This is a genomic window from Corynebacterium sp. UMB8791 (assembly GCF_054166365.1).
Genome location: NZ_JBSZCG010000051.1, coordinates 39,484 through 51,874, shown reverse-complemented (window position 1 = coordinate 51,874; position 12,391 = coordinate 39,484). Strand labels below are relative to the sequence as shown.

Annotated in this window: 12 protein-coding genes; 9 read left to right on the top strand and 3 right to left on the bottom strand. The window is 59.3% G+C overall.

Annotated elements, in window-relative coordinates; genetic code table 11:
• Window positions 1–249: Rv2175c family DNA-binding protein (locus ACXIUA_RS01520; protein WP_457975944.1), on the top strand; the 249-nt coding region annotated here is incomplete at its 5' end.
• Here the strand turns inward: ACXIUA_RS01520 and ACXIUA_RS01515 are convergent.
• The 3 genes from ACXIUA_RS01515 to ACXIUA_RS01505 are packed head-to-tail and all read right to left on the bottom strand — an operon-like array spanning window position 218 to window position 3,434.
• Window positions 218–1,690 carry an alpha-(1->6)-mannopyranosyltransferase A gene (locus ACXIUA_RS01515; protein ID WP_070976531.1) on the bottom strand — a complete coding sequence of 491 codons (1,473 nt, stop codon included), beginning with the start codon at window positions 1,688–1,690 and terminating at the stop codon, window positions 218–220. The two genes, ACXIUA_RS01520 and ACXIUA_RS01515, sit on opposite strands and share 32 nt — an antisense overlap.
• Before the next feature lie 2 nt (window positions 1,691–1,692).
• On the bottom strand, window positions 1,693–2,805 hold the full coding sequence (locus ACXIUA_RS01510) for a polyprenyl synthetase family protein (protein ID WP_457975943.1): 1,113 nt from the start codon (window positions 2,803–2,805) through the stop codon (window positions 1,693–1,695).
• A gap of 56 nt (window positions 2,806–2,861) precedes the next feature.
• Window positions 2,862–3,434, bottom strand: coding sequence for a GNAT family N-acetyltransferase (locus ACXIUA_RS01505; protein ID WP_457975942.1), 573 nt, complete (start codon window positions 3,432–3,434; stop codon window positions 2,862–2,864).
• Between the two features lie 129 nt (window positions 3,435–3,563).
• Between ACXIUA_RS01505 and ACXIUA_RS01500 the strand changes: the two genes are divergently transcribed.
• From ACXIUA_RS01500 to ACXIUA_RS01465, 8 genes are all read left to right on the top strand, one after another.
• Window positions 3,564–3,998, top strand: coding sequence for an SAV_6107 family HEPN domain-containing protein (locus ACXIUA_RS01500; RefSeq protein WP_070478777.1), 435 nt, complete (start codon window positions 3,564–3,566; stop codon window positions 3,996–3,998).
• Between the two features lie 96 nt (window positions 3,999–4,094).
• Window positions 4,095–4,490 carry a DUF3040 domain-containing protein gene (locus tag ACXIUA_RS01495; protein WP_070478970.1) on the top strand — a complete coding sequence of 132 codons (396 nt, stop codon included), beginning with the start codon at window positions 4,095–4,097 and terminating at the stop codon, window positions 4,488–4,490.
• 400 nt (window positions 4,491–4,890) lie between these two features.
• Window positions 4,891–5,325 (top strand): division/cell wall cluster transcriptional repressor MraZ, encoded by a 435-nt coding sequence (mraZ, locus tag ACXIUA_RS01490; protein WP_070362207.1) that lies wholly within the window; start codon window positions 4,891–4,893, stop codon window positions 5,323–5,325.
• Window positions 5,326–5,527: 202 nt separating this feature from the next.
• Window positions 5,528–6,526, top strand: coding sequence for a 16S rRNA (cytosine(1402)-N(4))-methyltransferase RsmH (rsmH, locus tag ACXIUA_RS01485; RefSeq protein WP_141742248.1), 999 nt, complete (start codon window positions 5,528–5,530; stop codon window positions 6,524–6,526).
• 14 nt (window positions 6,527–6,540) lie between these two features.
• Window positions 6,541–7,248: a hypothetical protein gene (locus ACXIUA_RS01480; protein ID WP_070362209.1), complete on the top strand. Its 708-nt coding sequence runs from the start codon at window positions 6,541–6,543 to the stop codon at window positions 7,246–7,248.
• 114 nt (window positions 7,249–7,362) lie between these two features.
• On the top strand, window positions 7,363–9,300 hold the full coding sequence (locus tag ACXIUA_RS01475; RefSeq protein ID WP_370295848.1) for a peptidoglycan D,D-transpeptidase FtsI family protein: 1,938 nt from the start codon (window positions 7,363–7,365) through the stop codon (window positions 9,298–9,300).
• 21 nt (window positions 9,301–9,321) lie between these two features.
• A complete protein-coding gene (locus ACXIUA_RS01470) occupies window positions 9,322–10,839 on the top strand; it encodes a UDP-N-acetylmuramoyl-L-alanyl-D-glutamate--2,6-diaminopimelate ligase (protein WP_256000323.1) in 1,518 nt (505 codons plus the stop codon).
• A gap of 9 nt (window positions 10,840–10,848) precedes the next feature.
• Window positions 10,849–12,387, top strand: a complete 1,539-nt coding sequence (locus ACXIUA_RS01465; RefSeq protein WP_457975941.1) for a UDP-N-acetylmuramoyl-tripeptide--D-alanyl-D-alanine ligase — start codon at window positions 10,849–10,851, stop codon at window positions 12,385–12,387.
• The last annotated feature ends 4 nt before the right edge of the window (window positions 12,388–12,391 follow it).

Below are 12,391 nucleotides of genomic sequence, written 5' to 3'. Positions count from 1 at the left end.
GCCGACAAGCTCCTCGTTTACCGCAAGGACGGCGTGAATTACATTCCTGCGCTCCTGCTGGCGGACGGCGAAATGTCAAAGTTCATCAGCGGTGCAATCACCGTGCTTGCGGACGGCGGCTTTTCCCCCGAAGAGTCGCTCCAGTACCTATTCACCCCCGATGAATCACTGAGCGGCCGTCCAATCGACGCGCTGCACGGCCATGGTGCCCGCGAAGTTATTCGCCGAGCACAGGCGATGGCGTTTTAGCCTGCTTAAACGGCCACACCGCAAGCACTGCAGCAAAGGCCACGAACGGTGCCGCGACGAGGAACCAGGCATCGTAAAAGCGGTGGTTACCGCCGCCTGTAAACGCCAGCACGATGATCACGCTCGCACCCACGGCGACCTGTTGCACCCACCGCGGTGCCCGGAAAGTTCCCACGAGTGCCAAAATCGACGCGTAGTACCAGGGGAGCGTGACCGCATTCGTGATGAACGCGGCGACGTACGCGGCGGTCGTGCCCTGGACAGCGCGCACGTCGTTCGCTGCACCCGGTTTCGGGCGGAACCACCACCACACAACGGCTAACGCCACCAACATCAGGATGGAAGCGGCCGCGCGCACGACAACGAGCAGGCTGTTGTAGTAGAAGTGGTCGTCGAAAAGCTGGAACCCGGGAGTGAGTATCTCGGTGACCAGCGTGGGCCCTGCCAACGGGTTGATCACCTTCGAGTTGCCGGAGATCTCGGCCAGCCAGCCCCACGACGCGCCAGACGCCGCGGTGACAACATAAAGCACCCCGCCTGTCAGCGCGATAGACCAAGCCGTGGCAAGGATGAACACGCCGCACTTCTTAAGCACAGATGCTGATGCACCCGCGAAATGGGCAACCATCAGCCACACGATGAAAGGCATCGCCACGGCAGCCGTGGCCTTGAGCGAGACCGCAACAGCCACCACAGCGATGGCGCCACTAAAAGTGGCGAAGGTTGCTGGGCGGCGCAGTGCCCACACGATGCCAACGCTGACGAGCCCCACCATCACGGCCTCGTTGTGCATGCCGCCAACCATATGCAGCAGCATCAAGGGGTTCGTCGCGCCAATCCAGAGCGCAAATGCACTGTCGCCGCCGAGCTGCTGCGCAATCTTCGGGACCGTGATGATAATCAGCGCGAAACCCGCCAGCGCCAGGAGCCGATATGCAACAATGCCGGCGCCTACACTATCGCCAGTTACCAGTGTGATCAGCTTGCCTAACCCCAGGTGCAGCGGACCGTACGGGGTGGTGGTGTTGCGCCAGTCGTGCGAGACTTCCCACAGCAGCGGGCCGGGGTTGACGGCCGCACCTTCTGAGTATGGGTCGAAGCCGTCGCGAAGCATGGCGCCTTGCATCAGATAGGAGTACACGTCGCGCGAGAGCATCGGTGCGCTCAGCGCGAGTGGTGCGGTCCACAGCCAGGTGGTGCGCCGTACCGTATCGAAGGTGGGACGCGTACGCCACAGCCACAGCCAGGCAAGCAACAACAAAACGATGCCGACGCTCATCGTGATGTCCATGAGCGCACGCCCGTGCCCGTACGTCAAATTGTCGACGCCCAACATACGCATCACGCCGCCACGGTTGCGGGTGGCGCCGGCCCCAAAGGAGCCAAGGGCCACCAAGATACTTGCCAGCAGCCCTAGTCGTGTCGGCGAAAGGGACTTCATTGCTACATACGCCTAGCCGTGGCTTTGATAGCTAAGTCACGCATGAACTGCGCAACTGCATCATCAATCCCTGCGTCCGAAAGGTGCTGCAGGCCTGATTCAGTGAGGCGACCGATGCGCGCCTCTACTGCCTCGACGGCGCCACTTTCTTGAATAAGCTCTGCGAGTTCGGAAAGCTCCTCTGGCGATGCTGCGACACCAATCCCGTCGCGAAGGCGTTGCGCTGCGGCAGGATCGGACGCGTCCAAGTTTGCCAGCGCAGTGGCGAACAAGACGGTACGCTTGCCCTCACGGATATCGTCGCCAGCCGGCTTGCCGGTCACCTCAGGTTCACCGAAGACCCCAAGGATGTCATCGCGGAGCTGGTACGCAATGCCAATATCACGTCCGTAACCACGGAACGCGGCGATCGTTGCATCCGGCGCGCCGGCAATCGCGGCGCCAAGGTGGAGCGGCCGTTCAATCGTGTACGCAGCGGTCTTGTACCGATTCACCTTGTCTGCGAGCTCAACAGATTCGCTGCCCTTAGCCTCTAACATGATGTCCAGCAGCTGGCCGCCGATCACCTCAGTGCGCATCCCCACCCACGGCTTCGCCGCGCGGTCGAGGGCATCATTCGTGAGCCCCGAGTATCGCCACATGTCTTCTGCCCACACCAGCGCAAGATCGCCAATCAAAATGGCCGAGTGCTCGCCGAACGAAGCGGCGTCACCACGGTAGCCTTCGTTGCGGTGCGTAGCCTCAACCGCGCGGTGCACTGTTGGGTTGCCGCGCCGGGTGTCGGAGGCGTCGATAATGTCGTCGTGGATGAGCGCACATGCCTGAATGAACTCGAGCGAGCTCACTGCGCGCAGCACTGCGTCGGGGTTCTCCTGGCTGTGGTCGAGCCCTCCTGCGCCGATGAAGCCAGCCCAGCCGTAGAGTGGCCGTATCCGCTTGCCTCCACCGAGGACAAACTTGCGCAGGTAAGACACTGCGTCCTCCACCGGGGCACCAATTTCCGCGACTACCGATTCCTGGCCGTCGAAGAACACGCGAAGCTGTTCCTCAACAAGTGCGGGGATGGCCTCGAGCGTTGGCCCTTGTGAGGATACTTCAGACACGTTGTGCTCCATTCCAGAATCTGTCGTAGACGTATGCACCTAGAGACTACCGAGTTACCACGACAAACCTACAACATTGGTGAGGTGCTGAGTGGCAGCGATCGCCCGAGAATCGCAAATGGCCGCGGATCAGCGGGGTAGAGGTAGTTACGTGCGACGTCGGAGAACCCAAATTTGCGGTAGAGCTTGAACGCGCCGTTGTCCTCGTGCTCGACCTCAGGGGTAGACAGTAGGGCAAATTTTGCCGGCGCAAGGCGCAGGAGCTCCCGGAGCAACCTCGCGCCGATACCTATCCCTTGATAGCTAGGGAGCACATGGATTTCAGCGACCTCAAAGTAGCTTTGGAGTAACTCCTTTTCGCTTTTCGACGGCCCCCCTTGCATGGCAAGCGCCCGCCTGAGCTGCTGATCCCACCATCGTTCACGCTGTCCCAACATTCCGTATGCAATGCCGATGATCGTGTCGTCAGCAACTGCCGCGATTGCAGTGAAGCCTGGGGAGAGAGCCTCTTGGCGCCAGGAGGAGATGCGTTGCGCCCGAACATTGACCGGGTAGTCCATGGCCTCTATATAGAGGTCGACGAGTGCAGGCGTTGCAAGAAGGTACTCGGCCGATGTGAGTCGGCGGATTTCGGTCTTCATGCCTTTATCGAACCATGAGTCCGGGAAGTTTCGCCATATTCGAACAAATGAGCGAAGTTCTGGGGGATTTGTCGGACCCATTTTCTATATTCATCTCAAATGCGAAAGGGAAATGAAGGAGAAATCAACATGAACAGCGTTATCTCTGCGACAACGAACGAAGTTTACGGTGCTCGCGTCCGTCAATCGAAGCGTGACCAGTTTCTTGAAACCGCCGATGGTTGCCTCACGTATGCCTATGAGCGATTTGAGGAGGGGGCGTGCGACGAGGCTATGGAATATGCCTACCGTGCAGCGCTGCGGACTGCGGGTGCGGTGTGTTCTGATAGTCCGGTAATTCAGAAGCGAAAGCGGCTGCCAAGTAGTGCGTGGAAGAAGCTTGCGCTCACGGGGAAGGGTGGTGAGCGGTGGGCGAATGTGTTTGAGTCGTTCTCGCGGGAACGCGGCCGCGTTGCCTCGGGGATTGAGCATATGCCGCCAGCTGACCGGGTTGCGCAGTTGCTTGAGCAGGCGGAACAGTTCTACCTCGAGGCACTTCCTGCCGGAAATGGTGTTGCGGCTTAGCCCGGGCAATCTTGCCCTCGTCTCCCGGGGAACAAAGGCGCTAGGATGGCCGTTGTATGGATAGCAACGTCCGCTTTGGAGCTTGGGAGTAGAGCAGTGTCACTTTCTGAACAGGAGCAGCAAGCACTCCGCGCAATTGAGCAGTCACTCATGGCAGATGACCCTTCATTTGTGCAAAGCGTCGGCCGAAACGCCGACTATGCGGCTCCATCGTCCACAGGCCGGATTACGATGCGCAGCGTTGCGTTAATGGTGCTTGGAGTGGTGTTGTTGCTCGGCGGTGTTGCGCTTGCCTCGCTTTCCATTTGGACAGTAATCATTAGCGTTATCGGGTTCGGTGTCATGATGGCTGGTGGAATCATGGCGTTGCGCACCCCAGCGCATGGCCCATCTGTATCGCAGTTGCGGAATGTTTCCCGGAACCAGCAGAAGTCTCCTCGAGTGAGCTCGATGGAGCAGAACTTTAAGCGCCGGTTCGAGGATCGGCCTTAATCCTAAAAAGGACCACGCCCCCTTTACTGGGGGCGTTTTTTATTGTGTGGGCGAAGCGCCCCACTTTCACCCACAGTCTCCACTTTTGCCCACACGTGTATGCGGAGATGGACTTTTGTGGGTATTTCTTTGTGTATCTAGTCGACTAGTGGGGTGATTGTGGCTATTGTGAAGCGCGAAGGGGGGAGGGAGCCCCACCGTTTTCTTACTCGTTGACCTGCGGTTATGTTGAATTCGGTGATCTTTTTTGTGTGTGGTGTGGCATTTGTGGGGCACAGTGGGTTAAAGTGGGGCGTAGCGGAAGGCGCGGTGGTGTGCTGACTACACACCTTTGTCGCACGAAGCAGAGAAAACTACATACATCACGTGTCTGACGGCGTAGAGGAAGGTGGGTCGCCCGATGTTTCTGGGAACCTACACTCCCAAGCTTGATGACAAAGGGCGCTTGACGCTGCCTGCGAAGTTCCGAGAGGACCTCGCGGACGGGCTGATGGTGACCAAGGGGCAAGATCACTCTTTGGCGGTCTACCCCCGTGCGGAGTTCGCAGCGCGAGCCAAAAAGGCTGCTGCAGCATCCCGCACGAACCCGAAGGCTCGTGCGTTCATTCGTAATCTGGCTGCCAGTGCGGATGAGCAAACGCTTGACGGTTCTGGTCGTATCACGTTGTCGGCGTCGCACCGGGAATACGCAAACCTTTCAAAGGAGTGCGTGGTTATCGGTTCTGTAGATTTTCTCGAGATCTGGGATGCACAATCCTGGGCTCAATATCAAGAAGAGACTGAAGCTGCCTTCTCGGCGGCGGATGACGACGACATACTCTCCGGTCTGCTGTAAGGCTGACTACCTGACAGCGGACATCGACTACTGACGGAGAGCGTGTACGGACTCTATCCCGGGCGTGAAGCGTTCTGGTGTACTTCCCCGACATCAGAGCAGCCGCCCGGGGTAGGGCTCTATACGCTCCCCAAACATGGGTGTAGGTAATTTTCAGAACAACGCAGTGAAGGGAGTGTGCCCGACAATGGTAGAAGCCGCGATGGACTTTGATCCGGTGGCAAACCGTGGCCACGTTCCCGTGATGCGTAACCGGATGGCGGAATTGCTCGCACCAGCAGTTGAGCAATTCGGCGATCGCGCAGTGATTGTCGACGGCACCCTCGGGGCAGGCGGCCACACTGAGTACTTTCTTTCTACATTTCCAAACGCGTACGTTATTGGAATCGACCGCGACCCAAACGCGTTAGCTGCGGCAACGGAGCGTCTGGCTCCATTCGGCGACCGTTTTGTTCCGGTGCAAGCCCGTTTTGACGCAATTGGCGAAGTTGCGGCTTCTGACGAGCGGGTGCCTTTCGGCATCGTCCGCGAAAATGGAGTTGCCGGGGCGCTGTTTGACCTTGGCGTTTCTTCGATGCAGCTCGATCAGGAAGAACGCGGTTTCGCGTACAAGGTCGATGCCCCGCTAGATATGCGGATGGATACGACGCAATCGCTCACTGCAGCTGACGTGCTGAATACCTACTCGCACGGTGACTTGGCACGCATTTTGAAGACGTACGGAGACGAGCGTTTTGCGGGAAAGATTGCTCGGGCGATTGTTCAGCAGCGTGAACAGGAGCCATTCACAACGAGTGCGCGTCTGGTGGAGCTGCTGTACGACACGATTCCGGCAGCCACACGTAGGTCGGGCGGGCACCCGGCAAAGCGAACGTTTCAGGCGCTGCGGGTCGAAGTGAACCGCGAGCTCGAAGCGGTCGAGCAAGTCCTCCCCGTCATTACTGACCTCCTCGGAGTTGGTGGACGTGCGGTCTTCATGAGCTATCAATCGCTGGAAGACAAAATCGTCAAGGCGGCGTTTCGGGAACTCACGGAGTCGAAAACCCCACCGGGGCTCCCGATGGACTTACCCGGTACGCAGCCGCTGTTTCGATCCATCACAAATGGGTCGGAGAAGGCGTCGAAAACTGAAATTGAACATAACCCTAGAGCGGCGTCCGTACGGGTACGTGGTGTCGAGAAACTAGCACAAGGCAACTAAGGAACTGATCAATCATGGCAGCACGAGAGCACAGCGGATCGAACATGACGCTGACGCGCGGTGATCAGGCGCGCCCGCAGACGCGGCGCTCCGGCCAGCAGCGTAGCGCGAACACTCGGCTGCTCAACCCGGGAATTCGGCCACACGTCCCACACCCGCGTACTCACGGGCGGTTGGGGTCGAAGCAGATTGTGTCCTACCGCGGCAGGAGGATTGCGCAGCCGGCTGTCGCTAAGAAACAGTTGTCGCTGACGTTCACAGTGACGGTGGTACTGCTGGTATTCGGGGTTGTTGCTGCGATGGGGCTCAGCGCTTTGTCGACGACGCAAACGTTTACCATTCAGCGCCTTCAGGCGCAGGAACGAGAGCTGACCAACCGTGTCGAATCGCTGACCCGCGACCTTGAGGACCGCAAATCATCCGCAGAGATTGCACAACGTGCAGGTGACGCAGGCCTGTTGGTTCCATCGGCTCCAGGGATCGTTGCGGTGCATGAAGATGGCAGTGTGCATGAGCAGCGTCCGTTCGACCCGAACGCAACTGTCGGTGTGGTGGACGTGAATGAGTCTCACGCACGATCTGGGCGCGCGTCGAGTGACCAGCAAGCAACTCGCGAAATCGGTGATTCTTTGACGCAGCTTCCTGGCAATAACGTGCTTGGCAGCACTTCTCGTTTGGACAACGTGGCGCCGTATGCGCCGAATGTCCCACCTACGCTCTAAGCTCTAAGGGCACGAATCGTTTCTTACCCGTTGAATGCAATTGAGTGAGGTGAATATAGGGCAGTGGTCGAATCGCACCCGGACCGGAGAAAACGAACTGCTCGGCCACGTGCCCTGCAAGCACCTCAAGCGCCTAAGACACGGCGAAGTGTGTTGCACCAGCGGTCCCAATGGGCAGTAATTCTGTTTCTTGTAGTCAGCGTATTTTTGGTCGGCAGGCTGTTTCTTGTGCAGGTGGTGTGGGGCCCACAGCTGCGCGAGCAGGCGCAGTCGCAGCGCGCCAGGATTTACACTGACCCCGCGCGGCGCGGTGAGATCGTGGACCGCGAAGGTAACCACCTGGCGTACACGATGCAGGCGCGGTCGTTGACTGTGTCGCCGGTGACGCTTCGTAAGGAATTGCGTGAGCAGGTCATGCTCAATGAAAACATTCCGAATCTCGACGATGACGCGACGCGAGCCATGGTTGACGCGAGAGTCGAGGATATTCTGCGCACGATGGCCAACGAGATTCCCGTCATGATTGGCGAGGCAATGGGCGAAGAGGACGTCGATAGGCGACGAGACAATGACGATATGCGCAGTGTGGGCAAGGTTGACGCACGCGACATCCTCGAGAAGCTGCACGCGGATTCGAACTACGAGGTACTTGTCCGGAACGTGGACCCTGACGTGGCGTCGAACATTGCTGCTGAGTTCCACGGCGTGGCCTCGGACCACCAGGACATCCGGCAGTACCCGAACGGGGCGATTGCTGAAAACATCCTCGGCAAGGTGTCGATGGACGGGCAGGGACAGTTTGGGCTTGAAGCATCGAGTGATGCGGTGCTCACCGGGATCAACGGGCGCAAGACAGAGGACGTGTCGAACGACGGGCAGTCCATACCCGGTACGCTGCGCGACGTTGTACCCGCGGTGGATGGCGCGAAGATCACCTTGACGATCGACCTGGACCTGCAGTCGTTTGTGCAGCAGACTCTGGAGAACGCGAAACGGAACTCGTTGGCAAAGGACGCCGAGGCAGTAGTGCTCGATGCCCGCAGTGGTGAAGTGCTAGCAATGGCGAATACCTCTACTATTGACCCGAACGGGGACATCGAACGGCAGCTGCGCGAAGGGAAGGACTTCAGCAATAACGCGATCTCGCACCCGTTTGAGCCGGGTTCCGTGGCGAAGATTATCGCAGCGACTGCGGCAATTGAGGAGAAAGTGACTACTCCGGAAGAAGTACACCAAGTGCCGGGCTCTATCGACATGGCTGGTATTACTGTGCGCGACGCGTGGGAGCATGGCGTGATGCCGTACACCACAGCGGGCATCTTCGGGAAGTCCTCGAATGTGGGCACCTTGCAGATTGCGCAGAAGCTGGGCGAGGAGCGCTATTGGGATTACCTGCAGCGCTTCGGAATCGGAAACACAACCGGCATTGAGCTGCCCAACGAGTCCGCCGGTCTGTTGCCAGTGCTAGAGCAGTGGTCCGGAGGAACGTTTGCGAACCTACCAATTGGGCAGGGAATGAGCTGGACAGCGCTTCAGATGGCCAGCGTCTACCAAACGCTTGCCAACGGTGGCGAGCGGATTACGCCTCGCATTATCCGCAGCATTGAAAGTGCAGAGGGCACACCGCTGGAACAGCCCGAACCTGAGCGGCATCGTGTGGTGTCGGAGGCGACGGCACGCACAGTCGTGGACATGTTCCGTTCCACGTTCCAAAACGACCCGGCAGGGATCAACAACGGTACCGCCCAGAACAGCCAACTTCCTGGCTATCAGCTTTCGGGCAAGACTGGTACCGCGCAAAAGGTGAATCCTGAGACTGGCGCCTACTCGCAAAACCAGTTCTGGATTACGTTTGCTGGCATCGCGCCTGCGAACGATCCGCGATTTGTCGTGGCCGTCATGCTTGATGAGCCGCAGCGAGGTACACGAGAAGGCGGAGCCGGTGGACAGTCGGCAGGTCCGGTGTTTACTGAAATCGCCAGCTGGTTGATCAATAGGGAGAACTTGCCACCTAGCCCAGAAGCGGACCAGTACGTTTTGCAAGCCCAGTAGGGAAGTTTCACAATGAATGACATGACGCAGACAACACCGAACGCGCCTACCCTGGAGGCGCTCGCAGCGCTGTCTGGTGGGACGCTCCACAACGCCCCAGATCAGCCGCTGCACATTGAAGAGATTGCACTCGATTCGTCAAAGATTGCCCCAGGCGGACTGTTCGCAGCTTTGCCCGGCACCCGCGTGCATGGTGCAACGTTTGCAAAGCAGTGCCCAGCAGGCGCCATCTTTACTGACAATGCAGGCGCGAAGATCCTCGAGGACCAAGGGGAAACGCGGCCGGTGCTGGTCGTCGAAGACGTTCGCGAAGTTCTCGGCGATGTGTCAGCCGAGGTGTATGGTCACCCATCCGAGCACATGACGCTGCTCGGGGTTACCGGCACGTCTGGCAAGACTACCGTGACGTACATGCTGGAGAAGGGGCTTGAGGCAGCTGGAGCGAAGGTTGGTCTGATTGGCACCACCGGCACGAAGATTCTCGGCGAATACGTTCCAACGTCCCTGACTACCCCGGAAGCTCCGACGCTGCAGTCTCTGTTCCGCCGCATGCTGCAGGCTGGAGTGACGCACGTAGTGATGGAGGTTTCTTCCCACGCGCTCATGCTTGGCAGGGTGAGTGGCACGTCTTTCGATGTCGCTGGGTTTACAAACCTGAGCCAGGATCACCTGGACTTCCATAAAACAATGGAGGAGTACTTTGAGGCGAAGGCGCTCTTCTTTGACCCGACGTCGCGCAGTGCCGCGAAACGCGCGGTAGTTTGCGTCGATGACGAGTGGGGCGAGCGCATGGCTGACCGGGCACAGGACCCGGTTCGCGTTGGCACCCACGGCCAGGTTGGGGTCGACGTGAGCGCGAAGCAGCTGTCCGCAGACAAGACTGGCGCGCAAGAGATTTCCTTATCGACGCCCACTTCGACTCACACGTTGACGCTGCAAATGCCGGGTGCGTTCAACGTGGCTAACGCTGCCTTGGCAACCGCCATGGCGTACACCGCCGACGTTGATGTAGATGCATTCATGAAGGGCCTATCAAAAGCGCAGGTCCCTGGACGTATGGAACGCATCGACTGCGGGCAACCGTTTGTTGCAGTCGTGGACTACGCGCATAAGCCTGCGGCCATCGCAGCCGTGCTGGATACGCTCCGAAAGCAAGTGGCTGGACGCGTCGGCATTGCTGTTGGCGCCGGCGGGGACAGGGATGCGTCGAAACGCGTCATCATGGGCCGCGAATCTGCGCAGCGTGCTGACTTTGTGGTGGTGACTGATGATAACCCGCGTACAGAGGACCCAGCATCGATCCGCGCGGAGGTGCTGCGTGGTGCATTGGAACTCGCGGATGCTCCCCACCACCCGGAGGTGCGTGAAATCGGCGACCGCGCTGCGGCGATTGACGCTTTGGTGCAGTGGGCACAGCCGGGAGATGCGGTCATTGTCGTTGGCAAGGGGCATGAAGTCGGCCAGATTGTTGGCACTACGACGCACCACTTCGATGATCGGGAAGAGATGCGTCGCGCCCTAGAAACTTTCGCGAGGTAACAGTAGATAATGATTGCATGTTCGTTGGGTGAGATCGCCGAGATCGTCGGGGGAACGCTGTCGAAGGAGGCGGACCCCGAGGCGAAAGTATCGGGTGGCGTCGAGTTTGATTCGCGGAAGGTGTCTGAGGGCGACCTTTTCCTTGCGCTGAAAGGCGCGAGGGTTGATGGACACGACTTCGTCGGCACGGCATTGGAGCAGGGCGCGGTAGCCGCCATAACCACGCGCGACGTGGGTGCTCCTGCGGTGATCGTTCCGTGCGCCGAGATTCGGCCAGATGACAACTCTGACTTGGCTGCGAGCGACCCAACGGGCAGTGCACTCGGTGTTGTCGCGGGCTTTTCGAAGCTCGCAGCGCACGTGGCTCGCCGCCTAGTTCGCGAACACGGACTCACAATTGTCGGCGTGACAGGATCGGCGGGGAAGACCTCGACGAAAGACCTGATCGCTGCGGTGCTTCGCCACAAAGGCGAGACCGTGGCTCCTCCGGGTTCCTTTAATAACGAGATTGGTCACCCGTACACGGTGCTGCGCTGCACACAGGAGACGGCGTTTTTGGTGGCGGAGATGTCCGCGAGGGGCATTGGGCACATCGCGCATCTTGCAAAGATTGCCCCGCCATCAATCGGCGTGGTGCTCAACGTTGGCTCCGCACACCTTGGGGAGTTTGGCTCGCGCGAGGCGATTGCTCAGGCGAAGGGCGAGTTAGTCGAATCACTCCCTGATGCGGATCACGGTGGAATCGCCATCTTGAACGCCGATGACCCATTTGTTGCAGGTATGCGCCCCCGCACAACTGCGAAGGTGTGGATGTTTTCGGCTGAGGGATCGCCCGAAGCAGACTTTTTTGCTACGGACATCTCATTGGACGAGGTTGCCCGAGCATCGTTTGTGATGCACACGCCAGACGGGCAACAGCACCGAGTTCGCCTGGGCGTGCACGGCGCCCACCAGGTTGGCAACGCGCTTGCTGCGGCGGCAGTCGGTTTCGGCGCGGGCATGCAGCCTGAAGCGATCGCGGCAGCGCTGAGCCAGGCACGGACCGTATCCGTGAACCGCATGGATGTGCGCACCCGCGAGGATGGCGTGACTGTCATTAACGACGCGTACAACGCAAACCCTGAATCAATGCGTGCCGGTATCGCAGCGCTTGCGTCGACGGCTGCCGCACACCCAGGGGCGCGCTCGATAGCGGTGCTCGGTGAGATGGGCGAGCTCGGCGAGGAGTCCGCGTCAGCCCACGCCGAGCTCGCCGCAGAACTGGTAAAGCACAACATCACGGACCTTGTAGCAGTGGGGCAAAGTGACGCGATGGAATCGCTGGCGCAAGCGGCACAGCAGCGGGGCATCGCCACGCAGTCTGTTGCCGATAGTGCCGAGGCAAGCAACGCTGTCGAAGCTACGATTGTCACTGCCACACCCCCGCCAGCAGTGGTGCTGGTCAAAGCGTCGAACGCCCAAAAGTTGTGGGTGGTGGCTGAACAACTCATGCGCACCCGTACGCTTGACAGTCAAAGTAAGTCAACCAATGAGAATGAAGCAAGGTAGCAGT